Annotated in this window: 30 protein-coding genes; 14 read left to right on the forward strand and 16 right to left on the reverse strand. The window is 42.1% G+C overall.

Features of this window, described 5'->3' with window-relative positions:
* Positions 1-140 precede the first annotated feature (140 nt).
* From VB620_RS17335 to VB620_RS17345, 3 genes are read right to left on the reverse strand one after another with little or no spacing between them, the layout of a single operon-like run.
* On the reverse strand, positions 141-443 hold the full coding sequence (locus VB620_RS17335; protein WP_323197395.1) for a helix-turn-helix domain-containing transcriptional regulator: 303 nt from the start codon (positions 441-443) through the stop codon (positions 141-143).
* Complete coding sequence (locus VB620_RS17340) at positions 430-774, reverse strand: type II toxin-antitoxin system RelE/ParE family toxin (RefSeq protein WP_323197396.1); 345 nt, start codon at positions 772-774, stop codon at positions 430-432. Before VB620_RS17340 ends, VB620_RS17335 begins: the two co-directional genes overlap by 14 nt.
* 14 nt (positions 775-788) lie before the next feature.
* On the reverse strand, positions 789-1838 hold the full coding sequence (locus tag VB620_RS17345) for an aromatic ring-hydroxylating dioxygenase subunit alpha (RefSeq protein ID WP_323197397.1): 1050 nt from the start codon (positions 1836-1838) through the stop codon (positions 789-791).
* Positions 1839-2117: 279 nt separating this feature from the next.
* Between VB620_RS17345 and VB620_RS17350 the strand changes: the two genes are divergently transcribed.
* The 4 genes from VB620_RS17350 to VB620_RS17365 all read left to right on the forward strand — a co-directional run bounded on the left by VB620_RS17350 (position 2118) and on the right by VB620_RS17365 (position 4059).
* Entirely contained in the window at positions 2118-2585 is a 468-nt protein-coding gene (locus tag VB620_RS17350) for a YbjN domain-containing protein (RefSeq protein ID WP_323197398.1), read from the forward strand.
* 30 nt (positions 2586-2615) lie between these two features.
* Positions 2616-3362, forward strand: a complete 747-nt coding sequence (locus VB620_RS17355; protein WP_323197399.1) for a lipoate--protein ligase family protein — start codon at positions 2616-2618, stop codon at positions 3360-3362.
* A gap of 125 nt (positions 3363-3487) precedes the next feature.
* Positions 3488-3808 (forward strand): helix-turn-helix transcriptional regulator, encoded by a 321-nt coding sequence (locus VB620_RS17360; RefSeq protein ID WP_323197400.1) that lies wholly within the window; start codon positions 3488-3490, stop codon positions 3806-3808.
* 32 nt (positions 3809-3840) lie between these two features.
* A complete protein-coding gene (locus VB620_RS17365) occupies positions 3841-4059 on the forward strand; it encodes a hypothetical protein (protein ID WP_323197401.1) in 219 nt (72 codons plus the stop codon).
* A gap of 28 nt (positions 4060-4087) precedes the next feature.
* On the opposite strand, the gene VB620_RS17370 is transcribed toward VB620_RS17365, so the two are convergent.
* Complete coding sequence (locus tag VB620_RS17370) at positions 4088-5284, reverse strand: site-2 protease family protein (protein WP_323197402.1); 1197 nt, start codon at positions 5282-5284, stop codon at positions 4088-4090.
* 457 nt (positions 5285-5741) lie between these two features.
* Positions 5742-5993 carry a photosystem I reaction center subunit PsaK gene (gene psaK / locus VB620_RS17375; RefSeq protein ID WP_323197403.1) on the reverse strand — a complete coding sequence of 84 codons (252 nt, stop codon included), beginning with the start codon at positions 5991-5993 and terminating at the stop codon, positions 5742-5744.
* Between the two features lie 124 nt (positions 5994-6117).
* Here psaK and VB620_RS17380 point away from each other — a divergent pair, with 124 nt between their 5' ends.
* The gene (locus VB620_RS17380) at positions 6118-6765 is read left to right on the forward strand and encodes a phosphoribosylanthranilate isomerase (RefSeq protein ID WP_323197404.1); all 648 of its coding nucleotides are present in this window, start codon (positions 6118-6120) and stop codon (positions 6763-6765) included.
* A 163-nt stretch (positions 6766-6928) separates the two neighbouring features.
* On the opposite strand, the gene folE is transcribed toward VB620_RS17380, so the two are convergent.
* The 5 genes from folE to VB620_RS17405 form a co-directional block, all read right to left on the reverse strand.
* A complete protein-coding gene (folE, locus tag VB620_RS17385; RefSeq protein WP_323197405.1) occupies positions 6929-7636 on the reverse strand; it encodes a GTP cyclohydrolase I FolE in 708 nt (235 codons plus the stop codon).
* A gap of 92 nt (positions 7637-7728) precedes the next feature.
* Positions 7729-8451 (reverse strand): SDR family oxidoreductase, encoded by a 723-nt coding sequence (locus tag VB620_RS17390; protein WP_323197406.1) that lies wholly within the window; start codon positions 8449-8451, stop codon positions 7729-7731.
* Positions 8452-8822: 371 nt separating this feature from the next.
* Complete coding sequence (locus VB620_RS17395) at positions 8823-9803, reverse strand: acetyl-CoA carboxylase carboxyltransferase subunit alpha (RefSeq protein WP_323197407.1); 981 nt, start codon at positions 9801-9803, stop codon at positions 8823-8825.
* 80 nt (positions 9804-9883) lie between these two features.
* Positions 9884-10921 carry a long-chain acyl-[acyl-carrier-protein] reductase gene (locus VB620_RS17400; RefSeq protein WP_323197408.1) on the reverse strand — a complete coding sequence of 346 codons (1038 nt, stop codon included), beginning with the start codon at positions 10919-10921 and terminating at the stop codon, positions 9884-9886.
* A gap of 229 nt (positions 10922-11150) precedes the next feature.
* Positions 11151-11846, reverse strand: coding sequence for an aldehyde oxygenase (deformylating) (locus tag VB620_RS17405; protein WP_323197427.1), 696 nt, complete (start codon positions 11844-11846; stop codon positions 11151-11153).
* A gap of 176 nt (positions 11847-12022) precedes the next feature.
* Here VB620_RS17405 and VB620_RS17410 point away from each other — a divergent pair, with 176 nt between their 5' ends.
* Together VB620_RS17410 and VB620_RS17415 are read left to right on the forward strand one after the other, a co-directional pair.
* A complete protein-coding gene (locus VB620_RS17410) occupies positions 12023-12850 on the forward strand; it encodes a carbohydrate ABC transporter permease (protein ID WP_323197409.1) in 828 nt (275 codons plus the stop codon).
* A 157-nt stretch (positions 12851-13007) separates the two neighbouring features.
* Positions 13008-13547 (forward strand): pentapeptide repeat-containing protein, encoded by a 540-nt coding sequence (locus VB620_RS17415; RefSeq protein ID WP_323197410.1) that lies wholly within the window; start codon positions 13008-13010, stop codon positions 13545-13547.
* Positions 13548-13812: 265 nt separating this feature from the next.
* On the opposite strand, the gene VB620_RS17420 is transcribed toward VB620_RS17415, so the two are convergent.
* The 4 genes from VB620_RS17420 to VB620_RS17435 form a co-directional block, all read right to left on the reverse strand.
* Positions 13813-14844: a hypothetical protein gene (locus VB620_RS17420; protein WP_323197411.1), complete on the reverse strand. Its 1032-nt coding sequence runs from the start codon at positions 14842-14844 to the stop codon at positions 13813-13815.
* Between the two features lie 254 nt (positions 14845-15098).
* Positions 15099-15575 (reverse strand): tetratricopeptide repeat protein, encoded by a 477-nt coding sequence (locus VB620_RS17425; protein WP_323197412.1) that lies wholly within the window; start codon positions 15573-15575, stop codon positions 15099-15101.
* Positions 15576-15579: 4 nt separating this feature from the next.
* Positions 15580-16518 (reverse strand): homogentisate phytyltransferase, encoded by a 939-nt coding sequence (locus VB620_RS17430; RefSeq protein ID WP_323197413.1) that lies wholly within the window; start codon positions 16516-16518, stop codon positions 15580-15582.
* A 237-nt stretch (positions 16519-16755) separates the two neighbouring features.
* Complete coding sequence (locus tag VB620_RS17435) at positions 16756-17598, reverse strand: methyltransferase domain-containing protein (protein ID WP_323197414.1); 843 nt, start codon at positions 17596-17598, stop codon at positions 16756-16758.
* A gap of 134 nt (positions 17599-17732) precedes the next feature.
* Between VB620_RS17435 and VB620_RS17440 the strand changes: the two genes are divergently transcribed.
* The 3 genes from VB620_RS17440 (at position 17733) to VB620_RS17450 (ending at position 20400) form a co-directional block, all read left to right on the forward strand.
* Positions 17733-19067 (forward strand): TrkH family potassium uptake protein, encoded by a 1335-nt coding sequence (locus VB620_RS17440; protein WP_323197415.1) that lies wholly within the window; start codon positions 17733-17735, stop codon positions 19065-19067.
* Positions 19068-19239: 172 nt separating this feature from the next.
* Positions 19240-19935: a potassium channel family protein gene (locus tag VB620_RS17445; protein WP_323197416.1), complete on the forward strand. Its 696-nt coding sequence runs from the start codon at positions 19240-19242 to the stop codon at positions 19933-19935.
* An 81-nt stretch (positions 19936-20016) separates the two neighbouring features.
* Positions 20017-20400 carry a DUF4346 domain-containing protein gene (locus tag VB620_RS17450; RefSeq protein ID WP_323197417.1) on the forward strand — a complete coding sequence of 128 codons (384 nt, stop codon included), beginning with the start codon at positions 20017-20019 and terminating at the stop codon, positions 20398-20400.
* A gap of 60 nt (positions 20401-20460) precedes the next feature.
* Here VB620_RS17450 and psb32 read toward each other — a convergent pair whose 3' ends face one another.
* Positions 20461-21192, reverse strand: a complete 732-nt coding sequence (gene psb32 / locus VB620_RS17455) for a photosystem II repair protein Psb32 (protein ID WP_323197418.1) — start codon at positions 21190-21192, stop codon at positions 20461-20463.
* Positions 21193-22246: 1054 nt separating this feature from the next.
* Between psb32 and VB620_RS17460 the strand changes: the two genes are divergently transcribed.
* The 3 genes from VB620_RS17460 (at position 22247) to VB620_RS17470 (ending at position 23729) form a co-directional block, all read left to right on the forward strand.
* Complete coding sequence (locus VB620_RS17460; RefSeq protein ID WP_323197419.1) at positions 22247-22723, forward strand: helix-turn-helix domain-containing protein; 477 nt, start codon at positions 22247-22249, stop codon at positions 22721-22723.
* A gap of 329 nt (positions 22724-23052) precedes the next feature.
* On the forward strand, positions 23053-23370 hold the full coding sequence (locus VB620_RS17465; protein WP_323197420.1) for a hypothetical protein: 318 nt from the start codon (positions 23053-23055) through the stop codon (positions 23368-23370).
* Entirely contained in the window at positions 23367-23729 is a 363-nt protein-coding gene (locus VB620_RS17470; RefSeq protein WP_323197421.1) for an aspartyl protease, read from the forward strand. The genes VB620_RS17465 and VB620_RS17470 overlap by 4 nt, the downstream gene beginning before the upstream one ends.
* A gap of 137 nt (positions 23730-23866) precedes the next feature.
* Here VB620_RS17470 and VB620_RS17475 read toward each other — a convergent pair whose 3' ends face one another.
* Entirely contained in the window at positions 23867-24688 is an 822-nt protein-coding gene (locus tag VB620_RS17475) for an SDR family oxidoreductase (RefSeq protein WP_323197422.1), read from the reverse strand.
* 403 nt (positions 24689-25091) lie between these two features.
* Between VB620_RS17475 and gatA the strand changes: the two genes are divergently transcribed.
* Entirely contained in the window at positions 25092-26549 is a 1458-nt protein-coding gene (gene gatA / locus VB620_RS17480) for an Asp-tRNA(Asn)/Glu-tRNA(Gln) amidotransferase subunit GatA (protein ID WP_323197423.1), read from the forward strand.
* Positions 26550-26641 lie beyond the last annotated feature (92 nt).

Consider the following 26641-nt stretch of genomic DNA (forward strand, 5'->3'; position numbering starts at 1 on the left):
AAGGCGCATTAGCGTAGCGAAGCACGAAGTGCGTTAGGCGCAAAGGTAGGAAAAAGAAAGCACAAAACTATCCGCGTTTATCTGCGTGCGTCCACCTGCGTTTAATTATTACTGCTTGTAACTCACTTGAATCAGAATGGCTATAATGATTTTTCCCTGACCTCTAGTTTAAATCCCAAAGTATCCAATAACCCCACCAAACTGTATATTTCAGCCCCACCACTTTTTAACAGCATCTGATTAAGTTGTTCCCACTTTAGTTTTGCTTGTGCAGAAAGATTGTTCATCTTCAATTGTGCATCAATGACATCTTTTAAGGCTGAGGTTAACAGTTCAGTCTCAGGATTTTCCGCTTCTAATATTGCCTCAATATAAGCAGCCGCCTCTTCAGGGTCTTGAAGTGATTCAATTAGATAGTCCTGGTAGCTATCACTGGTTGGCATTTTCACTTTCTTCATAATCTGCCCAATACTCCTGTGCTTGACAAATATCTTTTTCTTGACTGCTTTTATCTCCACCCAACAGCAGAAGCACAATTGTTGTACCTATTTGTCCAAAGTAGACTCGGTAGCCAGAACTATAATTAATCCTGAGTTCAAAAACACCCTCTCCTACTGACTTATAATCCCCCAGATTGCCAAGAGTAACTCGTTTTAGCCTCTCCTTAATTTTAGCTTTAGCTCTCCTATCTCGCAGCCCATCCAGCCATTCTGAGAAAGGAATTTTGCCGTTAGCTGTAATGTAACGCCGAATCTCCCTTGGTTTTGCTTCCATAATTTCATCAGGAATTACCCGTGTTCCACTTGACTCCGCATCAAACGTTGTACACTGACTAAGGCTCGATTTAACTCAAAGTTGCGCCTGTGGGGATTCTGTAAATAGGCTTGCTGTTCTTCTTCTATCATCTTCACATCTTGAACTACCAAACCATCAAGTAATTTTTGGGCTGCACCAAATAAACTATCTTTAATAAATCGGCGAAACCATACAGGTAATTTATGTAAGCGCCAAAAGGCATTTAATGATGTAAAATGGATTAAATATGCTTTGGTTTCGGTTTCACTAATGGGACACAATAAACAATAAATTTTAAAATCTTTGCCCAAGGTGGAAACCCAATGGGGATAAACATAACTTACATCTAATGGTTCAGGATGTAGTCGCCGCAATGCGGGAAAAAATAATTGAGAGATTGACCAAATTTTGTCTATTTTGTAATAACTTTGGGCGATATAATGGGCATCTACACGATGATTATCTTCGTCAATGTCTTGTAGTGATGCTTCTGCCCAGGCTTGTAAATCTTCATGTAAATGTCCATGATACATATCCATTAAGTTTTCAATTAAATATGAATAATGGGCTTGAGTATTAATAACTGAAACTGTGGCAATATAATTGAGATGTTCCCATTCTGGTAAGCCTAAAGGTTCGACCGATGGTTGATCTTTTCCGGGAAATAACCAGATAAATCCGTCTTTTTCTGTGACTGGGTAATGGCGAAGCTGACAATTGGGTAATTTCTGATTTTCTGCTAGGTAGGGAACAGCCGCACACTCTCCGGTGGAATTGAAGCGCCAACCGTGATATGCACATTCTAATTCGTTACCAATTACCTGTCCGTGACTAAGTTTAACTTGGCGATGGGGACAACGGTCTTCTAGGGCGTGAATTTTACCTGTACTATCTCGATAAAGTGCGATCGCCTGTCCCCATAATACCACATTTATCGGCTGATTGCTTACTTCACTACTCCGTGCAACTACATACCAATGATTGGGGTTTATGCCTAATTGACGGACATCACGAGTTTGGACAGTGGGAGATAAAGAGGACATATTATCAAACATCCTGAAATATTGGAGGTGTAGTAAGAGATATTTTACAGGTATTTTTTGTCTAAATAAAATGTAATATTTATAACTAATACTTCCTGAGTTGTATAAGCCTTCAGATTTATCTGTGAAATCAATCCAAAATCCAAAATCTAAAATCTAAAATTGTATGACTGCGATCGCCTGAATTAAGATATTCTGGGCAGCTTCTACAACTAACCTTGCCTACAGGCGATAAAGTATGTGTAGATAAAACTTTGACTAAATTGGGAAAAAATCTGTATGACAAATTACCAAGAAAACCTAGCAAGCAATGAAGTCAACGGGAATACGGTGAGTATTAACCATGTGGATGTGATTCAAAATGTCATCGGGACTCTAGAACAAGATGATAGCGCTATGGTCAGCCACAGTGCAGAGGATGGTTATCTGTGGAAATTTAACTACGGGAGTGTGGAAGTTTTTATCCGACTCACTGGAACTAGCGATGAGGACACTATCACAGTTTGGTCATCGGTGCTAAAGTTACCCGCCAAAGATGAACTCAATTTGATGCGTCATATTTTGGAAATGAACTGCTCTAGCACCTTAGAAGCGCGCTTTGGTATTATTGAAAATCGGGTAGTAGTAATCTCGACTCGCACCCTAGAAGATTTGTCACCAGCCGAAGTTTCACGACTAATTACCATTGTGGCTAACATTGCTGATGATAACGATGAAATTTTACAATCTCAGTATGGTGCGAGTTAAACTGTATTGCTTGTACCCTTCTAAATATTAGTGTTGAACCCAATTGACAATTTTGATAGTAAGCAGGTTTGGCGACTAATTCCTTTATTAGAAGCTTCTGGTGATGTGCAGATGGCCATTGATAGATGGTTGTTAGAACAGCACAAATCTGGGAACCACCCTCCGACTCTGCGATTTTATACTTGGTCGCCACCTGCAATTTCTCTTGGCTATCACCAACGCCAATACCCGGAATTTTGGAGAGATTTGATTTGGCGGGGAGAGAAACTAGATTTGGTGACTCGTCCCACTGGCGGGAGGGCGGTATTACATCAAGGTGATTTAACCTATGCTGTGATTACTTCTGGTATACCTGGGAGACGTTTCCAGATATGTGAAAAAATTTGTGAGTTTTTAATTCAAGGATGGCGATCGCTGGGCGTAGAATTGCGCTACGGTACAGCTGGGCGGGGCTATATCCACAACCCTAACTGTTTCGGGACAGCCACCAGTGCAGATTTAATCTTACCAGATGGAAATAAATTCATTGGTAGCGCCCAACTGCGAAAGGGTGAGGTGATTTTGCAACATGGTTCCATCCGTTTACAGCTAGATGTCGAATTATTTACTCAAGTCTTTGGCGTAGAAACTTCCAGCAGTATACAACTGTCGCCCAATTTGAGTTTAGATCAGATAATTACTACTTTAATTAGCGCAGCTTGTGATTGTTTTGCGATGCAGATAGAAGTAAAACCCCTCTCCCAGTCTGAATGGGATGAAATTCTCACAATAGTCTGAATCAGCGTCACGCAACTTGGGTTTTATGTTTGTGCGCCATCATATTGCTGCTACAGTATTTATATGTCAGATTTGACATTAACACAATAAATTTCTCAGGAGAGTTAATTTATTGAAGAACATATATGGATATAGCAAAGCGTCAACGTTTGGAAGCAGCTGGTTGGCGAGTTGGAGATGCGGCTGACTTTCTAGAACTTTTACCGGAAGAAGTAGCTTTTATTGAAATGAAGCTATCTTTAAGTAGATATTTGAAGGAACTACGGTTAAAAAACCAGCTTTCTCAGGCGAATTTGGCTAAGAGAATTAATTCTAGTCAATCGCGCGTAGCTAAGATGGAAGCGGGAGATCCTTCAGTTTCTCTAGATTTGATTGTACGGACAATTTTAGCTGTAGGGGGAACTTGTGAGGATGTGGCGATCGCAATTGCTGCTATCCAGACCTAATAAACTTAGATTTATCCAGACTTACTTATTTTATGCCCACCAATCTCATTATTCTCGTTGCTGCTTTAATTGTCGCCTTTATTATCTTCAAAGCTGCGTTGAAAGTATTAAAGACATTTATTAGTAGTGCGATCGCAATTTTTGTAATTCTCGTAATTCTTAATATGTTTGGCTTTAGTCCCGATGATCTCATAGAAGAAATTACCAACTTACCGCAAACTTTCAGTAAGTTTTTCACCGGGGAAAGTTGACAACCTAAATAAAGATGAGAAGACTAGTTTAATTTGTCGCTGATTTTGCAATAGCCCCCAATTGTAACCCTGGCGGATAGCTACCATCTTCTTTAATCCGCTTAATTGCCTCATCGGTAATGGGTAAATTTAACTTTTGGGCTAATTCCCGGACAATATCCCCCCGGTCGATAACACCAGCTACTGTACCCGCAGGGGAAAGCACAGTAATTCGAGGTAATTGCTCATTTTCTAGCTTATTGATCACCTCAGCTAAACAAGTGGATTCCGGTACACTGGGAATTTCGGTTAAAGGATGCACAATACTTTGCAGAGTCCGGTTGTCCCATTCACTTCTTTCTACTAAGCGTAAATCATCAATGGCTACCATACCCCGGTAACGTCCATCGGAAACAGCAAAGTAGACACTTGGGGCGTTGATGTCTAATAAGTAGGAGTCGGCAAAACTTCGTAAAGTTTGGTCAGCATCCACTACGCGAAAATCACGAGTCATAGTCTCGCTGGCGGTGATTTTGAGTAGGGTTTCTTGTAATGTGGTTAACCGATCATAGCTGTTAGCATTACGCACAGTAAACCAACCGATTAAGGCAATCCACAAACCAGTAATTAACTCTCTGGTAAAGAAGTCTACAGCTAATCCTGATGCGATCGCAGCATAACCTAAAATTTGTCCAGACTTAGCAGCCCAATGTACAGCCTGAAAGCGGTTCCCTGTGATTTTCCACAGTGCAGCTTTTAAAACTTGTCCGCCATCTAGAGGTAAGCCGGGAATCAAGTTAAATAGGGCGACTACTAAATTAATTCTCGCCAAATCTGTCACCATTGCGGAGAGGGGGCTAGATGTCGGTGTAATATTAGTAGCTAGGGTCAAGAGCAAAAATAGAGCAATACTAACTAGAGGTCCGGCGATCGCCACTTGAAAGGCTTTTCCTGGAGTTTTTGACTCTTCTTCGATAGACGCAACACCGCCAAACATAAATAGAGTAATTGAGTTTACCTTAATACCTTGCGATCGCGCCGCCAAACTGTGACCTAACTCGTGTAACAACACCGAACCAAACAGCAGCAGTGCCATGACCATCCCCGCACTCCAACCGATAGCAGCACCCCATTCCTGGTAAGCTAAACCAAAATTCAGGGTAGCTAGCCCTAAAATTACAAACCATAGTGGGTCTAAAAATAGAGGAATGCCTAATAAAGACCCGATGCGCCAATTTGTTTCCATTCGATTATCCTAAAACTAGATATTTGCAGAGATTAATCTTTAAAATGTGCGTTTGTTATCAATAAAACTTGCAATGGTAAATCTCAAATTAAAAATAGAATCAGATGCTCTAACTTCTAGGTTGACATATTCCGACCCCCAGAACTAAGAACTGAGGGTGAGGATTTCCGCCGTCAAATAACACCGAGATTAGTCAATCCCAAAACTACACTGAATCCGATGGCCAGCACTCATAGCCGCCAGGAACGAACCAACGCTGGGATTACTGAACAGTGAGTGCTGGAAAAGGTATGGGAATCCTCTTCTTCTAACCATGCTCAATTCAATTGCTGGGGAGTAAAAAGCAGGGGAGAATGGGAGCGGGGAGAAAATAAGCAGAATTTTGTTCTATTCCAATTTATTCTCCTCTGCACCCTGCCCCCTGCCCCTCTGCCTCTTCCCAGTCCCCAATCTAGTCTTACAGACGACCGATATTAGTCAGCCCTAACACAATACCAATACCGATCACATGACCGAAAGCCATAGCCCCGATGAAGGTGGGAACACTGATTGGTAAAATAGGAAACTTGGGGCCTACTAGAGGATACTTAATGGTGAGACTAAGTAACAGAACGACCAAGCTGCTAACGCTAATAATAATTCCGACTGTAGGAGTCCATTCGGGTGTAACGGGAACTGATGCGGCGGCGAGTAAGGTTGATAAAATCAAGTTGGTATCTCCTAGATGACAAAATTAATGTAGTCCTCCAAAATTATAAAGTTCCAGAGTAAACAACCCAACAGTTTTACTTAAACTTTGATATTTTTTTCCGTTACCAATATCTGAAATTTATATGCGGGTGAAAATTTGCGGCCTTATTCAAGCAGAACAAGCTGTTGCGATCGCCAATCTGGGCGCAACTGCACTAGGATTTATATGTGTACCCGCCTCACCGCGCTATGTTACCTCGGAGGAAATTCGGGAGATAGTAGCGCAATTACCGGAAAATATTGACAAAGTTGGAGTTTTTGCTCACAGCAGCATTCCCGAAATTAGCCAGATAGTCAGGGATACTGGGTTGACTTGTGTTCAGTTACACGGAGACGAATCACCAGAATTTTGCTCACTTTTACGTGAAAGTCTCCCAAATATCCAAATTATTAAGGCTTTGAGAGTTCGCAGTATTGAACATCTGGCTCAAGTCTCTGATTACACCAAATATATAGATACACTACTACTTGATGCCTATCATCCCCAACAGTTGGGGGGTACTGGACAAACTCTAGACTGGCAGATATTAGAGCAGTTTCAACCCAGTTGTCCTTGGTTATTAGCTGGGGGACTAACGCCAGATAATGTAGTCACTGCTTTAAATCAAGTCAAACCCGACGGGATAGATTTATCTAGTGGTGTAGAAATTCAACCAGGAGATAAAGATTTAAATAAAGTAGCTCTGCTATTTGAGAAGTTAGGGAAATGGAAAGCCCTGAGTTTAGAGTAATTCCCAATTCCCAATCCCCAATCCCTTCGGACTTACGCAAAAACTCTCTCAAACCCTCTTTACTTCTCCCAAGGGGAGACGCTACGCGGTAAGCGAAGCTATGCCGAAGGCTTTACGTGTCCTTTGTGGTTCGTTTTCTCATAATTTTGCGTAAGTCCTGTCCCTAAAAGAATGAAGGTTGGTGACGAATCAAGTTAAAGAACTCTTCCCGCGTTTTTTGTTCTTCTTCAAATACACCCACCATTGCGCTGGTGACAGTCCAAGAACCGGGCTTCTGCACACCCCGCATTGCCATGCACATATGGGTGGCTTCCATTACTACTGCGACACCTTGAGGTTCGAGTATGGTCTGAATTGCTTCGGCTATTTGACGGGTTAATCTTTCTTGGACTTGTAGGCGGCGAGAATACATCTCGACAATGCGAGCAAGTTTACTTAAACCAACAACTTTTTGGTTGGGGATATAAGCAACGTGTGCTTTACCCATAAAGGGCAACATATGGTGTTCGCAGAGGCTAAAGAAGTTAATATCTCGGACTAAGACCATCTCGTTATGTCCTTCATCAAAGATGGCATCATTCAGGAGTTCTTCTAAGGATTGGTTGTAGCCACTGGTGAGAAACTGCATGGCCTTTGCTACACGTTTGGGTGTTTTCAGCAGTCCTTCTCTTTCGGGGTCTTCTCCAACTCCTACTATTATCGCTCTTACGCCATCCATCATTGATTCCATTTCTGCCTCTGTGGGTGGGTGGAAATCCGCTTGTCGTCCGTTATGGGTGTTGCGGTCTGGTTTGGATCTGATGGATTCTACTAAATCTGGGTTGAGAGGAGATTTGGCGCTGTTGGAACCGTTGGAATTTACAGTAGTCATGATGTGATTACTTGGTAATGATGGGAATTATTAAAGTTGCTGATTGAGAATCTTAATTTCACGCAACTGGCTTGCGTAGAGACACTCTAGAGTTAAAGAGCGCCAGCACTGGGCATTAAAATCAATTCGTCAATGACGGCTTTTTGTGGTAGTAATGCGGTGTGCAGAATTGACTGGGCAACAATTTCTGGGGTTAACATTTTGGTGCGGTCAAGATCGGCCTGTACGGTTTCGGTGTCCCACAGTTCGGTATTCACAGCACCAGGACAAATGGCAGTGACTCGAATGCCGTGGGCGCGTTCTTCTTGTGCCAGGGTTTGGGAAAGTGCCATGACACCTGCTTTGCTGACGTTGTATGCTCCCCAACCGGGAAAGGCTTGCTTGGCGGCAATTGAGGCTACATTAATAATTGTTCCTGTGTGGCGATCGCGCATTCCGGGTAAGATGCCGATGATACACTGAAATACGCTGGTGAGGTTTAAGTTGATTACTTGCTGCCAATCTTCTAAGGGGATATCACTTAAGTTGCTTGTGTATGCTATGCCAGCATTGTTTACCAAAATATCTATGTCCCCAAAGTCAAGGGCGATCGCCTGGATTTTTGCTTTAACTTCGGATATATTAGCAAGATCAACCGCGTAAGCTTTGGCGACTACTCCTGTGTGTCTAGCTGCTGCTGCTACTGTTTCTAATTTATCTAAAGAACGGCTGACTAAGGCAACATCAATTCCCGCCTTGGCAAATTCTAAGGCTGTTGCTTTACCAATTCCACTACTAGCCCCAGTAATTAGGGCGCGTCGTTTCTCAAAACTCATGCTTTTTTCCAATTTTTTGGTAGTTCCGAAAGCTTTTTTCAGCAGCTAATTATCCAAATCTGGCGGAGTGTTAAATTTAACTAACCTAAATTTCCGTTGATTTCTGGTTGATAACTAACTAGTAATTTTTGTGGTCAGCGTGGGTATTTTTTCCCGTCAGGTGTTTTCCCAGTCAGGATAACGAATGTTTAACTGGGAAATTATGTCATAGATTTAAATTTGATTACTGAATAACAGGCAAATCACTGATCAAATCAATTTGATTTGCTTAAAATACAAAAACCTATGGCTGTTTAGATTGTTAAAAATCTTTACTTAGCCATAGGTATTATAACATTGCTGATCAGCAAAGGTGTGATTATCTAGGGTTATCAGTGAGCTAGTTCGGTAAAAACACCAATTTTGCGGAATTTTTCGTAGCGGAGTTGTCGCCGTTCTGGAGATGTTAAGCGGTTGAGTTGATCTAAGTTGTCTAATAAGCTCTGCTTGAGAGTTTTGGCGGCTTCCAGTGGGTCGGAATGAGCGCCACCAGTGGGTTCTGTTAATATTTCGTCGATGATGCCTAAGTTTTTCAGGTCATGGGAAACGATTTTGAGGGCGACAGCTGCTTGGGGTGATTTGCTGGCATCTTTCCAGAGAATGGCGGCACAGGCTTCGGGGGTAGCAACGGTATAAACGGCGTGTTCAAACATCATTAGGCGATCGCCTACGCCAATACCTAAAGCACCACCAGAACCACCTTCGCCGATGACTGTGCAGATAATTGGCACATCAAAGCAAAACATTTCCCGTAAATTGTAGGCGATCGCTTCCCCTTGTCCTTGATGTTCGGCTTCGATACCTGCCCAAGCGCCTGGGGTGTCGATAAAAGTTAAAATCGGCATTCCAAACTTGTTGGCGTGTTCCATTAAGCGCAGGGCTTTCCGGTAACCACCAGGGGAAGCCATACCGAAGTTCCGGGCGACATTATCTTTAGTATCGCGGCCTTTTTGATGACCTAACATCACCACTGGTTGTCCGCCCAAACGACCTACACCACCAACTAAAGCTGGATCGTCACCACCGCAGCGATCGCCATGCAACTCCATCCATTCATCACTAATAGCCTGAATGTAATCAAGAGTACTAGGGCGACGAGGATGACGAGCTACTTGCAGACGCTGAGACGGTGACAAATTACTAAAAATTTCCTCTCGTAATTGCATAGCCCGTGTTTCTAGTTTGCGAATTTCACCAGAAACATCAACGCCATTTTCTTCTGCAAGTTGCCGAATCTGATCAATTCGGTTTGCCAGTTCTGCTAGTGGCTTTTCAAAATCTAACAGTAGTGGTTTACGCTCGGTAGTTGCCATCGTACAAGTTAAGAGTGTGGAGTTATTTTAAAGTGGGGATGTAGGGCATGAACTATGGCCTGTGATTTATCGGTAAATCACTAATTAACGACTAAAGACTCAACTAGCAGGGGTCTAAAACCGTGTTTTATTGATGCTTGACCAATCTGCTCCATTTTTTCTACGGTAATCTGATTCCGCCCCCAAGAAAAGTTCGTGTATAACTTCTCAAATTCCAGTAGCATCGATTCGGCGAAACAAGCGAATAACTGACGTGCCGGCACATCCATATTGACTATTTTCATAATTTTCCAGTCAATATCTAGAGAATGTTCGACAATCCCACCATTTAGCACATGAACACCAGGATACTGAATTTTAGTAGCTAAGTTTTTCGGATAGCCGCCATCAATGAGCAAACAAGGGCGCTTTAAGACTGTGAAATCAATTTCCAAGCCTTTGGGCATACTGGCTACCCAAACGACAATATCAGCCTGGGGTAGTGCTTCATCCAAAGCCATAATTTTTCCCCGCCCCAGTTCTGCTTGTAACTCTTGGAGACGTTCGTGGTTGCGGGCGATGAGCAAAAGTTCTTTGACATCTGTTCTGGTATCTAGCCAGCGTGTAACAGCACTACCAATGTCTCCAGTTGCGCCACATATAGCAACAGTCGCTTTCGACAAATCAAGTCCTATTTGTTGCGAAGCTTGTTCCACCTGCTGACAAATAATGTAAGCAGTGTGAGTATTCCCTGTGGTGAAGCGTTCAAACTCTAGTTTGATATTGCGGACTTGGCTAAACTGCTCCAATTTAAAATTCTCAAAAATAATTGAGGAAAATCCTCCCAAAGCAGTGATATTGATGCCATGCTTTTGAGCATGAGCCATTGCATTGAGAATTTTGCGTGTTGCGGCTTTGATGCGGCGATTAGCGAGCATTTCCGGCAAAAAACAAGATTCTACATACCGTCCTTCAATTGTCTGTCCAGTTACGCTGGTAACTGTAATTTCATCGACAATTTGGGGCGGGGCGCTGCACCAAAAATCTAGCCCTTGATCGGCATATTCTGGATAACCTAATTCTTTGGCTACCGCTTGTGCGTGTTCTAAACTAGTCAAATGTCCAATTAGACCAAACATGTATTGATGTATTAGGCGTGTGCTTTGTCGAAAGCGTTGAATAAGTGGGCAAAAATTAAATACAAATTCGTAATTCGTAATTCGTAATTCGTAATTCGTAATTAAGAAAATCCGACCTATCCTGGTTTCCCTGTTGGTATCTGTCGGATTATGGCTTCAAATGGATACAACTCTCAGAAAGAGTAAACACAGCTTCAGATGAATTAGGAGCAAGGATGTTGCACTTAATTTAAGCGGCTATGAGTCCGTAGGCTGACATCCGCATGATGTCTCTGGTAGTAAAACCAATGTTACTTAAAGCTTCACCGTATTGAATCATGAAGTCTTCTACCAAAGCTTCTTTTTCCATTGCTAAGACCAGGGCATCATCTGCGACTTGGTTGAGCATTTTCCAAACAATGGGTAGGTTTTGGCGATTGGCTGCTTCTAATTCTGCTTTGGATTCAGCAAAATTTTCTTTCAACCAAACTTCTCCAAAGTTGAGGTGACTATACTCATCTTTTACGACTCCCTCTGTGATTTTACGGGCAAAATCATCGGCAACGGGAATGTAGATGTTGTATGCGGCGATCGCAAAACACTCAATAATTAAAGATTGAATCAACAAACAAGTTACCACTTGACCTTCAGCCGCCGCTTTTTGGAAGTTTTCGTGTAGTCCAGAGAAAAACTTCTGAGCAAATTCCATATCTGGTTCTACAGAAAGATTCCGCCCACAGGCTTCAAAACCTTTTTTATGGCGACTTTCCATTTTGGATAAACGAATCAGTTCATCTTTTAGGTCTGGGAGCATTCCCCCCAAAGTGATGTAATTGTCATGAGCTTCCTGTTCGCCTTCAATGACAATGGCATTAATGCGACTGTAAGCATCTTTGTATTCTTCACTCTGGAAATCAATTTTTAATTCGGTGGCGAGTTGTTGCATGGTGTGTTTACTCCGGTAAACTGGAATCATTTGATACAAAAATTTGATTTTCCCTATTTATCTAGGGTAATGATCACTATGGTTTAATTTAACTTAACAAGTCACTATGTTATAGATTAGCCTTTGCTGGGGGCGATGCTCTAGTCAGAGAACACAAATGCTTTAACACTCAACTCATGTCCAAAACAAACTGGAATCTCAAATCTACCAATCTTTTCAGGTTAGGAGTCCTGCTATTTGGGGCATTTATTGTCCTATTACCGTTGCTTGTGGTCTTTCTCACCTCTTTTGCGCCTCCAGGAGCTAGTTTAGAAGTTTCAGCCAAAACGAACTGGTCTTTAGCTAATTACCGTGATGCTTGGGAGCGGGGTAAATTTTTACTGGCGTTTGCTAATTCTACCTTAGTGGCGATCGCTGTGACGGCTTTTCAGATGGTCACTTCTGCATTAGCCGGTTACGCCCTGGCCAGATTGAAGTTTCGCGGTAAACAAGCGCTGTTACTGGTTGTATTAGCTACTTTAGTGATTCCCTTTCAATTATTGGTAATTCCCATCTTCCTAGTTTTAAAGTGGGGACACCTGATAAATACTTACGGGGCGCTGATTTTACCCACAGCTGTCAATGGCTTTGGAATTTTCTTGTTACGTCAATATTTCCAGACAATTCCCGTAGAGTTAGAAGAAGCAGCAACCATCGACGGCGCGAACCGACTGCAAATTTTGTGGCGAGTGATGTTACCTTTAGCCCGTCCCGCCTTGGTGACGCTATTTTTGTTTACCTTCATTGCGGAATGGAACGATTTATTTAAGCCTTTGGTATTTACCACCAGACCGGAATTAAGAACGGTGCAATTGGCTTTAGCAGAATTTCAAGAACAATTCACGAATAATTGGCCTCTAATGATGGCTGCGGTAACTATAGCGACTGTGCCGGTGATGGTAGTGTTCCTCATCGGTCAACGTCAGTTTATACGCGGTATAGCCGCAACAGGGATTAAGAATTGAGTTTGGTCACAGAGGAGGGAGGAATCACCCTCTTCTGTCACTCTCCGAAAACATTTGCAATTTCCCAATTCTCGAACTTTTGCATAGCAAGCGATTGGCTTCGCCAGAGATTAGTTGCATTCTAATTGAGATTAGAAAAGAAATTGGAGGTTAATTTATGGTTTGGAAAATTACTACTGATGAATTGTTGGCTCGGTACAACGCTGGGGAGCGTAACTTTGCTGGTGTCGAAATTTTGCGAATTGTCGGCGAAATGGGCGAAATAGACGGGGTTGATGGTCAGATTACTGGACTCGAAGGTGCTGACTTGCGGGGTATTAACCTGCGGGGAGCTAATCTTGAAACAGTCGATCTGAGTGGGGCTGATTTGACTGGAGCCGATTTGTTCGGTGCTTATTTGGGCGAGGCTGGTTTGGTAAAAACGATTTTGAGAGATGCCAATTTGTTCTCCGCCAATTTGAGTAGTGCTACTTTGAATGAGGCCGATTTGACTGGGGCTGATTTGAGCCACATGAAAGCGATTGGTGCTAGTTTCATCCGTGCTAAAGTCCCTGGCTTTGAACGCGGTGATTTGACTCACGCTGACTTTCGAGATTCTACTGCCGGTGAGTATGCTCTTTGTCGCTGGTTTAATGTTATTTGGCATACTACTATGCCCGATGGTACTATCCAAGAAGGTCCCTACTGTAAATGGTAATAGTTCTGACTCCGTTGCAGCTATTAAGGGAGCAGGTTCGATAATATTTATTTTTGTTCTAATATCTGTAACATTACGATTTTCAATTGCTTGTTGAATATCTGTAGGAATATTAGAGAAAAAATTATAGCCAGTTATATCTTCAAGTGCGATCGCAATTCTTCGTAGGTTCGGTTGAGGAACGAAACCCAACATTAATCAACTTATCCCTTGTAGAGACGTTTCATGGAACATCTCTACATTCTTTGTCGGCGATGACTAATGACTAATTCGTTTCCTGAATTTGCAAACGGATTGTGTGTTCAGTACCGCCACTCAATTGTAATTCCATGATTTCACCACCCAGGGGTTCGATGCAAGTTAGGAGCGATCGCAAATTGGGTGTACTTGCACCAGTATCGACATATAAGCGGTCTGCTAAGTTACCAATGCGTTTCCAAGTCATGTATAACTTGGCAATGGTTTGTTCTATCTGTGAGGCTTGATTGACTAAATCGGCGGCTATACTCAAACAGCCGATTCTTTGGGCTTCTTCTAAGGCTGTTTCGATGTCAATATCTGCCTGTGTCAGTGCTTGGACTTGGGCGGCAGATTTGAGATATTTCGCTAGGTGACGCGCTTCTGAAGTTGCTTGTTTAAGAGTATCAACGTCGGGATTGGCATCAATTTCGGTGTGAATCATCTTCTGATGTGATTCTGGTAGTTTTTCCATTTCCTTCACCAGAGGGGCAATGTAGCGCGAGGGAAGGGAGTTATCGGCGGCTTTTACCTTCACCGATTCCGGAAGTAACTCCGAGGACATGGCTGTCCATTCGTCGGTGAGTTGGCGGACCTCTCTTCTAGTGATCTGGTCGCCTTTTTGCGCGGCTTCACTCACCATCTGTTGCACTTCTGGGACGGCTTTGGAGGTTTCGATAAATGCCCGTTTGCTAAAGTTATTCACTGATGCTGGGTCTAGTCTTCCTTCGTCCAGGAGAGTATCAGCACTATTAGCTAGTTGAATCCAGGCGTAAGCTTGACTTTTACTAATTTCTCGTTCTTTGAGCCATTTGAGAAATCCCGTACCTCGTCCGTCGCCACCTTTTTTCTCTCGGTCGCGGATAGCCCGTAAGATGCGCCCCCGCCAGATTTCGGTTTGCAGGTCAAAGCGATCGCATACCTGCCATGCTACATCCAGCTGTTGTTGAAAGTCTGAGTCTAAAATCTCTTCATCTTCTGGATCTGGTAGTTCAAAGCTGAGGTCGGCTGGTTGTTGTAACGCCGCAGCCAGGTCGTTGATAGATTCGGTATCTTGCACAATTGATAGCTAACTAGTGTATGCGATTTTCTTCGGCTCTGCGCGGAGCGCAATGGGCTTAATTATTACATATTTTGTCACAGATTAAGCCTCACCCCCACCCTCTCCTAATTCAGAAGAGGGGATTTTTTATTTCCTGAATAAATCCTAGATTTATTAACAGGACTTACGCGAAATTATGAAAAAACGAACCACAAAGGACACAAAGAACACGAAGTCAAGAGGGTTTGAGAGAGTTTTTGCGTAAGTCCTAATTAAATGTTATTACCAGTTTTAGCGGTGATTTTATCTAACAAATGACGGACTTTTTTCGCTCTTTCAGGTTGTCGCTGTTTTTGCAACAATGCTATTGCTTGTTCTAGATTAGTTTTGGCTGGTTCTGGCTGATTTTCTTCCATAAAAAAGTCAGCTAAACGCAGGTAAGCATCAGGATTTTTCGGACTGCTACGAATCACTTCCTGATATAGTTCTATTGCGTCTTTGGGATTACCCTGTGCTTTTAAAATATCTCCTAATAACAAGCGAACGACATCATTAGTGGAGTTGTTAGCAATCACTTGGCGAAATGCGGCTTCTGCACCTTGATAGTCTTTTTGTTCATAAAGTTTTACCCCTTTTTGAAAGGAGTTGGAGGTATTCAAAGTTTTCCAAGAGAAATAAGCAAGAATGGTGATGGCGATCGCCACAGGAATTATGGCGAAAATATCCGTGTTTTGAAAGTTTTCCAACATGGTTTTATGGTAAAAGACAGGCAATGGGGAACATAATATATTCGAGGTAAAAGAGTTTCCAAATAAATTGGTAGAATTGGGCGATCGCACTTTTATCTTCCAAGTCTACTGATAAACTTCGCATCCACATCCCCGCCAAGATTACGAGATGACTAACCACTGAAAATACCGGGTTAATACCAGCAAACCGCAGCACACCAATTACAACTATTCCTAAATAGCAAACTGTTAACACCCACAGCGCCAAATTAAATACAGCTTCGGGTCCGAGTTGGATAGTAAAGGTAGTGATATTGTAAAGGCGATCGCCTTCCATATCCGGGATATCTTTGAAGATGGCGATCGCAAAGGTAAACACCAAAATAAAAATCGTCAGTACCCAAACGGCCGGCGGAATAGCGGCAATTTTTCCTAATGCCCAATTAAAGTGCAAAAATAGCCCCAAATTCACAATAGTTCCCCGCACCGAAAAAATACACAGCGCCGCCCAAAATGGAAATTGCTTCAAGCGAATTGGTGGTAAAGAATAAGCCGTACCAATAGCTAAACTCAAAGCCACCATCCCCAACAAAAAAGGGCCAGTTAGCCCAGCCACCACCAGCGCCAAAACCCCCATCGTAATGACAATTAACTGGCCTTGCTGCTGCGAAAATTCCCCTGATGCTAGAGGTAAATGAGGTTTATTAACCTTGTCAATTTCCACATCCTCTAATTGATTCAACCCCACAATGTAAACATTGCCACATAAACAAGCAATCCAAGCACCCATTACAGAGACAAGTTGCACAGCAGAAAAACCAGTTGATGTCACACCAACAGCAATTAAATACAAGCCCCAGACACTCAAACTCGTGCCAATAATCGTATGCGGGCGAGAAAACTTCCAAAAAGCATAAAGCCAATTACCTTGAAAATTAGAAGACCGACCAGAAATTTCACTCATAAAAAATTCTAGATAAAGGATTGGGTATCGGGAGGAACTATCTCCCCTTTCCTTGCAGGAGAGGGGCTGAGGGGAGAGGTTCATCAACAAGTATTGAATAGTAAATGGGGACTTCCAAATAAAAAAACATCCAAAAACCCAACACAAAAAACCTCTCTATTCCTCATTTCTCTGTGTTCTCTGCGTCTCTGTGGTTCGTTTATCCAGATATTTTATTCCTTAAAAATCCCCGTCCCCTTATTTACTTCCGGACAACAAAGCAAAGCGAATTAACCCACGCTTATAACCATCACTCATTAATCCCAGAGATAATGCACCTTGAATAGTTTCCCAACCAGAAGTGAGTAACCCAAAAAGCGCCTGGGGAGTGAAAGCCGAATCAATCACAAAATCCCAAAAAGGAGCGACAGCCGTAGACCAATCAGCAGTGCGAAGATTGTGTAAAGGAAGTTGACGAGCGATCGCCTCATATTCCGGTAACGAAATCACGTAGGGTAAACAATAGACCCGATAAATATCCTGTAAATGCTTTTGTTCATCTGCCGTTAATGGGGCTATATCCGTAGGACGATGACACCAAGTCACCACCATCAGCTTCCCACCAGGCTTCAAAACTCGATAGCACTCTTGCAAAAACTTAGTTTTATCTGGCATATGTTCACCACTTTCCAAAGACCAGACCAAATCAAAAGAATCGTCAGGAAAAGGCATTGCTTGGGCATCTGCGACTTGAAACTGAGTTCTAGCACTCAAACCAGCATCTTGGGCGCGTTCGGTGGCTCTAGCCGCTTGTACAGGACTCAAAGTAATCCCCGTAGCCTTGGCATTTAACCTGGCGGCTAAATAAAGAGAACTACCACCAATACCACAACCTACGTCCAGAATATTTTCTGCTGTTTCCACCTCTCCCCATTTCAGCACTTCTTCGATTAAATCAATTTGCGCCCGGCGGCGCTCTTTTTTTTGCGTACCATCTGCGCCGTAATAACCGTGGTGCATATGTTCCCCCCAAATCTGTTCCCACAGACCAGAGGAAGCATCATAAAATTGCTGTATTTGTTGGTAAAGAGTTTCACTCATGACGAAAGCAGTGTTAAAACAATGCCGAATTTAAATAAACATACTGGTAGGCTACCATGTGTGTTTTTAATTGAATAAGAGTGTTTTGCTTCTAGGGCTGTTCCCTAGAAGAATTTGTAAGTATTTATTTTGATATGACCGTTTCTCGCACAGTTTGCTTGGGGTTTTTAGCTGTAATCACCGTGGGGACTCTCCTGCTGATGATGCCTTTCTCTAGTAGCAGTGGTACTTGGAATGACCCAATTGTGGCGCTATTTACCTCCACTTCTGCCGTTTGCGTCACAGGGTTAGCAGTAGTTGATACTGGGACGGATTTTTCTTTTTGGGGTCAGTTGTGTATTCTGCTGTTAGCTCAAATTGGCGGCTTGGGGTACATGACAACTACCACCTTTCTGATTATGCTAGTGGGGCGGAAATTTAACCTGCGGCAAAAAATCGCCATTCAGCAAACTTTAGACCGACGGGGAATGAGTGGTAGTTCTCAAGTTATCCGGTCAATTATTGCCACAACGATGATTTTTGAAATTACAGGCATTTTGTTACTTCTCCCGGCATTTGTTCCTGATTTTGGCTGGGGTCAAGGACTTTGGCTGGCAATTTTTCATAGCATTTCGGCTTGGAATAATGCCGGGTTTAGTTTATTCTCAGATAGTTTAATGGGATATCAGTCTTCTTGGTTAGTGGTTTTCACTATTACCATGTTGGTGATTTTTGGTGGTATTGGTTATCAGGTAATCTTAGAAGTTTATTTGTGGTTCCGCGATCGCTTGCTAAGAAAAACCACAAACCCGATATTCTCTTTAGATTTTAAAGTCGCTTGTAGCACCACTTTACTCCTGTTATTCTCCGGGACAATCGCATTTTTGATCATAGAGATCAAAAACCCCAAAACCTTTGGCTTACTTAATTTACCTACTCAGTTTCTAGCCGCTTGGTTTCAATCAGTTACAACTAGAACTGCTGGATTTAATACCATTGATATCAGTCAAATGACTACGGCTGGTTTATTTATTACCATTGCCTTTATGTTTGTTGGTGCTAGCCCCAGTGGGACAGGAGGAGGGATAAAAACTACAACATTGAGAGTTCTCACCAGTTGTACTAAATCAATTTTACAAGGAAAGGAAGACGTTTTATTATATGAACGGAAAATAGCAATATCTTTAATTTTAAAAGCTGTTGGTGTTGTAGTTGCTTCCGTGGCTGTGGTACTTTTCTCGACAATTTTAATTTCCCTCACAGATCCCACATTCACTTTTATTCAACTGCTGTTTGAAGTTGTATCGGCCTTTGCTACTGTAGGTCTTTCTACGGGGATAACTAGTAGTATTTCTATACCAGCAAAACTGATTTTAATTGTCACCATGTATGTGGGACGGGTCGGTGTTTTACTCCTGATGGCGGCTATACTAGGAGACCCCCTCCCTAGTAGAATTCACTATCCTGAAGAAAATTTACTTGTGGGATAGCTGATGAGCTAAATTAGGTTATGGGTTGTTCATTAATCACTAATTAATCCATCAATGTCAGTAGCATGAACTGATAAAATATCAGTGAATAGGCAAAAACTAAAACTTTTAACAAATTCTAGTTTAATAGTTTTTCCCCTGATTCCAGGCAGTGAAAATAAGGATAACAAATGTGAATCTGTCATCGATAGGCTTTTTTCGCAGTTTGCGTCGAGATAACCACCAATTTGCGGTAATTGGGTTAGGTCGTTTTGGTAGATCGGTATGTTCAACATTGCATAAATTGGGTTACCAAGTACTAGCAACAGATGTGGATGAAAAGCTGGTATCAGAAGCATTACATGAAGAGATGGTTGGTCATGCTTTACAACTAGACTCTACTGAACCAGCCGCACTTAAAGAAGCAGGAATCTTTGAATTTGATACGGTAATCATCGCCATTGGTAACTATATTCAAGAAAGCATTATTACTACTTTGAATGTCAAAGAGGGTGGTGTACCTCATGTAGTGGCGAAAGCTTCTAGTGAAGTTCACCGTAAGCTGTTGAAACGAGTAGGTGCAGATCACGTAGTTTTTCCGGAATATGAAGCTGGTTCAGCCTTAGCGCGATCGCTTACCCAACCATCTATTTTAGACCGATTTGATCTCGACCCAGATAACAGTATTGTCGAGATGATTGTACCTGATGAATTTCACGGACGTACTATTTCTGAACTGCAACTGCGTAACCGTTATGGCTTGAATTTACTGGCTGTGAGTCAGGATGGTAAATTTAAAATTAATCCCGAAGCTACTAAGCGTCTAGAACGGGGTACAGCAATGGTAGTGATTGGCCATAATAAAGATATTAATCGCTTGCCAATTTAAATCAGATCAATGCAAGATAGGAATTACACTTAATATGGGTGTACAAAACCTGTACAGATAAGTTTGATTTTGAGCATATTTATGGATTTAATACTCGAAGATTTGGCGGGAATTGATAATAAACTTTCTCAACGTTATATTGACCTTGACTCCGGCGGATATTTCATTATCTATTTAGATCGATCTGCGGGGTTAATTTATGCCAAGCATTTCACAAATGTAATTGATGATCAAGGTTTAGCCGTCGATCCAGAAACCGGGAAGGTAATTCCTGCTAAGGGAAAAGTGGAAAGAACTCATACAACGGTTTTTAGTGGAAGGACGGCTAAGGAACTTTGTGTCAAAATTTTTGAAGATACTCAGCCTTGTCCACTCACTCAGTTAGATCATGCGGCTTATTTGGGGCGCGAATTTCTCAGGGCTGAAGTGGCTTTGGTCACTGGTCAAGAGTATATTCAGGATTGAATCAGTGAACAGTTAGTTGGTAATTGATAACTGATAACTGTTCACTGATAACTGATAAACTTATCCATTAGATGATGGTTGATTTACTTGGTAAACAAAGTAGGTCGCCATCGGGATAATGGTAGCAGCTATTAACAGTCCTACTACCCAAGCCGTCGCATTACCTTGATCAGTATCTTCGGCTTTGGTAAAAGTACCTTCTACCTGTACTGTTTCTGTAACTTCCGGTGGTCCTGGATCTGCTTCTCCAGAGAGGACAGCCAGTAGGCGATCGCTAGCATCGACAAATGCTTGGTTATATTTGTTGCCGTCTCGGATGGGTATACCCAAAGTTTCTGAAACTACACTCTCGGCGATCGCATCAGTCAACAACGGCTTCACCTGTTCACCAGTCAAAATAGCAGTACCGTTAGTCACAGTATCCAGTACCAGCAAGGTTTGATTAGCTTGTTCTGCGGGGGTAGGAAACCACTTCTCAAACAGTTCTTGAGTAAAACTTTCTGGTGTTTCACCATAATCGAGGCGACGAATAGTCACAAATCTGACTTCGTTTCCGGTTTTTTTGGCTAAATCCTCAAAAGTGCTGCTAATTTTACCTTCGTTGATGCGACTGATAATTTCACCTTGATCTAAAACCCAGTTGTTTGCGGTCAGATTGGGGATTTGATATACACCTGTAGCCAATGCAGGTGAGACAAACACTGAGGAAGCTAAAATCACCATCACTAAGGGCGCAATTAGCTGAAGTAGGTATTTTTTCACACTAAACTTTTGTTTAAGTATCTTTTTCATCGGATGATTTCTTTAAGACAGCCTTGCACCAAAAATACTACACAACCAAGGTCAAAATCACCTGATTTACACATCTATTCAATTTTGGCTATACGCAGCAGTCTATTTTTCCTGTAACCATATATCTTACAGCTAGTCTTGGCGATTAGCGATCGCGCCAGTGGCTTATCTTGTGTTTAACCCTATACAGTTCAGCTTGCTGCGAGCGAAAATTAACCTCTTCGACGCTTAACGTCATAAAGTTAAAATTCCAAAAGCTGCCACTGTTAGGATTGAGCCGAGATACACAATTGTCGCGTCGTGTACCTCGGATTAATACCTACTTATCCTTTCCCAGTAAGGGCTTTGGTGCAGAAAGAACTGATGTACTAAATGGTTGTCCTAGTGTGCAGTTATTAATCTGACTTTGTTGAAAACTGTTGCTGAGAGCTATTCCCGTACCAAATGAAATGCACAAGCTTACTACCATAGCCATCATTGTTTCGGAAAAGCGTAAGTTTATAGATACTCCAGACTCGTTAGGTGACTGAGATTCGGTTCTTTTTTTGTTAATAGAAGTCATGTTACGCTGAGATTAGGTTTTTTGAACTATCTCCGTCATCTCTGTGAGAATCTTGAGAGGGCGGAGATTTTGTTTTATCACCGCTTGTGATTAGCATAACTCCAAAATCAGCAATTTACATAGTTAAAAGTATCTATAGTAAGGGTTACAGGGAGCAGGGTATGCATGGTATACGCACCTAGCCTACGAACTATATACGTATCTCCCTATTCTTTTCATGCGTACCCCTATGTGTTTTTGTGCGTATATCCCATGTTTTTATATACGTGGCATCCTATGTTGAGGTATGCATACCCACCTATGTCTTAAAATGCGTATAAAGTTAATAAATTATAATGCAATTCCTAATCATTGTGATAACATTGATTGCAATAAGTCAATGCATAGCCTCAATGGTAGGGCAAAAAATATAATGCAAAACTCATAAAATGAGCAAAAAATGTAATAAAACTTAATATACTAATTGTAGTAATCTATACTTAATGAATACTTATGTCTCCTAAAACCAAACCAGAAAAAATATGGAAACCGATGACTGATGATAAAAATGTAATTTTTGTCAGGTCTGATCTAGATGATTATGGGTTAGATGTTTATGAATTTCGTGTTTTAGGACATATTGCCCGTAGAGAAGGAAAAAAAAAGGATGGAACAGCAAAAGGATGTTTTGCAAAGCAGAAAACTATTGCAGAGGTATGTAGTATGAGTCACAGAAAAGCTCAAGATGTACTAAGAATTTTGTGTGAAATTGGAATGATAGAAAAAGAAGTACGCCAAGGAACTACTAATGTTTACAAGTTGACTCTTCCTAGCACGTGGAAAGATCCATCTAAGTTGAGTGAAATTCGTAAAAAGAATTTAAAAATAAAAAAAGGCAATACTTCAGATGAAGATAGCGATCGCATCCAGTCCACTCGATTATCCCATATTTCCACAACAGCTAAATCATGTTTCAACACAGCAAAATAGTTATAGCAACATAAGTTATTTAGGAGACTACCAGGAGATTCCATGTATTTGCCTCATATAGGAATCCGGTTTGATTTATGAAAAAATTAAGTATTGTAGGGTGCGTTAGGATGAAATCCGTAACGCACGATTATTAAGGCTTTGGTGCGTTACGCTATCGCTAACACACCCTACGTGTCTGTTCAAAAATCAAATAATAGTCCTATAGAATCAACTAACTAAAAGCATATTGTTTGTAGATATTGGGCTGAGTGAAGTTTGATCACCATCGCTCACCCAAGTGAGAAATATTGCAAAATATAAATATTGCACTCAACAGAGAATTAACTATGACTGAAGCGAAGTCAACTCGTAGAGTACACCGGGGAAGGATTTTTCCGGAAATTCAGTGGACAGAACACCAAAAAACCCAATGGAAAGCTGAACGCCAAGCATTTAAACAGCGTTGTCAGTCAATTTTTGCTCAGGTACAACCAGAATTAATGACAACTCACTATAACTGGTACATGGCAGTTGAACCTGAAAGTGGCGAATACTTCCTTCACGAAGATGCTTTTATAGTTGCACAGAAAGCACACGCAAAATACCCGAATATGAGGCTACACGTTTTCCGGATTAATGAAACTGGGGTGTGCGGTAGGATATGATTTTGGGCAACTTTGGTGATGAGGATGAATTATTTTTTGAAATAGAATTGATAACTGCTGACGGATTAGAAATACCAGTAGATGCACTGTTTGATACAGGTTTTTCCTGGTGGTTAGCAATTAATAACCAAGATTTAGAAGCACTTGATTGGATTTATGTAGAACAGCAAACAATGCTCACCGCCCAAGGAGATGCAGAATTTGACATTTATTTAGGAAAAGTACGAATTGACGGGAAAGATTTTGATATTCCTGTCCATGTAGGAGAAGGACTACCAGAAATATTACTTGGCCGCCGGTGGTTAAAAAATCGACGCTTGGTCGTGGATATATCGTTAGGGGAGTTAACACTAGAATAATCGCTTCATTATCGCATGAATCAATTAATTAATTCGCCGCTTTTGCCTCGTCTTCAACTGCGCTTGGATGATGTTCTTCCTCGTGGGGTATATGAGGATTTTGTGGGGGAGGAGAGGACTGAAGTCCTCACTACAAACTATCGAAGTTGAGAAAAAATTGTTTCCCAGCTAATCACAGGTGGTCTTGTTCCTTTATTAACTAAAGTAAAAGCTTGGTTCGCTGTAGAAGGGTAAAACAGAGATTCTACACAAGCAGCAGCTACGTCTATGCGGCTAGCATCTCCCGAAAGATTGTCACCAGTCTCCACCACTACGCCTTGTTTTCCGCCTGTCTTGGCCTTGAGTAAGGTGTTGAGGTCGTAGGATGTGTAAGGACCATCAATTAAGCGTCCTGGACGGATAATTGTATAGGGTATTCCTGAATTGATGATGGCTTGCTCTCCTTTTTCTTTAGCATCTAATACACCAAAGGCGTTGAGAATATTAAAAGGTGGCTGGTTTTTACGGTGAACTCCCACAGAAGAGACGAAAACGCAGCGTTTGAGATGGGGAGGTGTCACTGATATTAAATTCCTGACACCTTCAGCGTCTACTTTTTGGGGGTTGTTCTGGGCTTTAGTATTGCGATATTCCGAGTCAATCAAAATTCTTCCCCATTCGAGGAAGTTAGGTGGGGGGTCAAATTCCCATCTTTCGGAGGGAAAAGCCGTAGTCCCAGTACAACAGATAATGTAGTTAATATCTTGGATGGCTGGGGGAAGTGTGCTGATGTCGCGGATGTCACCTACGACTATTTCTACTGGTTCGGGAAACATTTTTCTGGCTTTGGCCGCGTTGCGGGTGAGGATACGAACTTTCATCCCCTTTCCTAGCAAGTTTGCGGTGACAAGTTGACCTACACCACCAGTAGCACCAGCAATTAGCACTAAATCTTCGACTGAGGCGGTTACAGCACTCATAGCTGATCCTAAGTATAGTTTAAATTTATGCTAATCCTATAGAGAGCGATCGCACAAGCGCCCGCCAGAGGCATAGCACACAAAAACCCGGTCATAATAACCGGGCTTGTGATACCAAGAGATGGGGATATGTTCCCCGAAGAGTTATAAAAATTCTGTATAAATCGCCGTACTGATAAGTAGTACCACTACAGCCACGACTATTCCGGAAAGTTAGCAAATTTTTTTTAATCCCATACTCCAGAGTTTCCCTAGTACAGCACGGGGTAAGTAAGCATACTAGTACAAAAGTTAAAAATTACAAAACAAAAGCCTTTTGACTTTTGACTTCCGCGTAGCGGTAATACCCAGTACCCTGGAAAATGTAATAAAATCAATAACTTGAATCAAAAAGAGAGCAATCATGGCATCCATCCGCGAGTTGCACGCACAGTTAATTAAAAAAGAATGTTCTGCTGTTGAAATTACCGAAAAAGCTTTAGCGCGTATTCAAGCATTAGAACCGAAATTACACAGTTTTTTACACGTAACGACAGAGAAGGCGTTAGAGCAGGCTCGGTCTGTGGATGCCAAAATCGCTGCTGGGGAAGAAATAGGACTGCTGGCGGGGATTCCTATTGGGATTAAGGACAATTTATGTACTCAGGGGATTCCGACTACTTGCGCCTCTCGCATTTTAGAAAATTTTGTGCCGCCTTATGAATCAACTGTGACACAAAAATTGATTGATGCCGGGGCTGTAATTATCGGCAAAACCAATTTAGATGAGTTTGGGATGGGTAGTTCCACAGAAAATTCTGCCTACCAAATTACGGCTAATCCTTGGGATCTATCACGGGTTCCCGGTGGTTCTTCTGGGGGTTCGGCGGCGGCGGTGGCGGCTGATGAATGTGTGGTGTCTCTGGGTACTGATACTGGGGGTTCCATTCGCCAACCTGCGGCTTTTTGTGGTGTGGTGGGAATTAAACCTACCTATGGGCTGGTTTCTCGTTATGGTGTCATCGCTTATGCTTCATCTTTGGATCAAGTGGGGCCATTGGGACGGACGGTGGAAGATGCGGCGATCGCCCTGAATGCGATCGCAGGTTATGATCCTCAAGATTCTACTAGTCTGAAAGTGGACATCCCCAATTACATCAGTAACTTAAAACCCAACTTTAGACCCAAAGGAAAGTTGCGAATAGGAGTGATTAAAGAAACCTTTGGCGATGGTTTGGATTCAGTTGTGGAACAAGCTGTGACTAAAGCCATCGATGTTTTACAAGGTTTGGGAGCAGAAGTGCATATCATTTCCTGTCCCAATTTCCGCTATGGCGTACCTAGCTACTACATTATTGCCCCATCGGAAGCATCAGCTAATTTAGCTCGTTACGATGGTGTGAAATACGGCTTCCGCGCTGAAGATGCAGATAATCTCCTATCTATGTATACTCGTACCCGTTCCACTGGTTTTGGTACAGAAGTTAAACGCCGGATTATGATTGGCACTTATGCTCTTTCAGCTGGCTATTATGATGCTTACTATCTCAAGGCGCAAAAAGTCCGCACCCTGATTAAACAAGACTTTGAAAATGCCTTTAAAACTGTTGATGTTTTAGTTTCTCCTACTGCTCCCACCACAGCATTTAAAGCCGGATCTAAAATTAGTGATCCCCTAAGTATGTACTTGAATGACTTGATGACGATTCCAGTAAATCTCGCCGGTTTACCAGCCTTAAGTCTCCCTTGTGGTTTTGATGAACAAGGATTACCCATTGGAATGCAGCTGATTGGTCAGGTGTTGCGAGAAGATCAACTATTTCAGGTTGCTTATGCTTATGAGCAATCTACTAATTGGTTAATTAATCAGCCAAAGCTTTAATTTCCGTCTGAAAGGTGCAGGGTGTGGGGAGTGTGGGGGGTGTGGGGAGTGTGGGAGGTGTGGGGAGTGTGGGGGGTGTGGGGGGTGTGGGG

The organism is Nodularia harveyana UHCC-0300 (assembly GCF_034931085.1).
Lineage (GTDB): Bacteria > Cyanobacteriota > Cyanobacteriia > Cyanobacteriales > Nostocaceae > Nodularia > Nodularia harveyana.